At 61.1% G+C, this 529-nt stretch carries 1 protein-coding gene; it reads left to right on the top strand.

The genetic code is table 11. The annotated features are described in order from the left end of the window. Positions 1-350 precede the first annotated feature (350 nt). The coding region (locus AC1DTN_RS39115; protein ID WP_477925622.1) for a DNA polymerase ligase N-terminal domain-containing protein at positions 351-529 on the top strand (179 nt) is incomplete at its 3' end.

The raw sequence follows: 529 nt of genomic DNA, 5'->3' as shown, positions 1-529 counted from the left end.
TACCTCGGGTTTTTCCGACATGAATTCCGGTTTCGTTTCCTCAAGAATACGTAAATAACGCTTATAAATCAATGGGTTAGGTCGACGGACAGATCCTGTCATTTCCGGTTCCATTGCTGATTGAATTTCCGGCGTTCCTTCCGATCGCCGCCACCCGTTCATCGGCTGCGTCCCCTACATTTGCGGAATGGCAACGGCACCCCCGCTGGCAAAGCACAAGGCGAAGCGCAACTTCGCCGTCACGCCCGAGCCGGCCGAGGGCGGCGAATCCGCGCCGGCAGGCCTGTTCGTCGTCCAGAAGCACTGGGCGAGCGCTGCACTACGACTTCCGGCTCGAGCTCGACGGCGTGATGCTCAGCTGGGCCGCGCCAAAGGGCCCGAGCTACGACACCGCCGACAAGCGCATGGCGGTGCACGWCGAGGRCCACCCSATCARCTACAACGCCTTTGAGGGCACGATTCCACCGAAGCAGTACGGGGCCGGCAAGGTCGTGATCTGGGACAAGGGCATCTGGGTGCCTGTCGGCGA

This window comes from Rhizobium sp. 01T444 (assembly GCF_056398305.1).
Note: the sequence above shows the minus strand (reverse complement) of the source record. Positions and strands in the feature narration are given on the sequence as shown.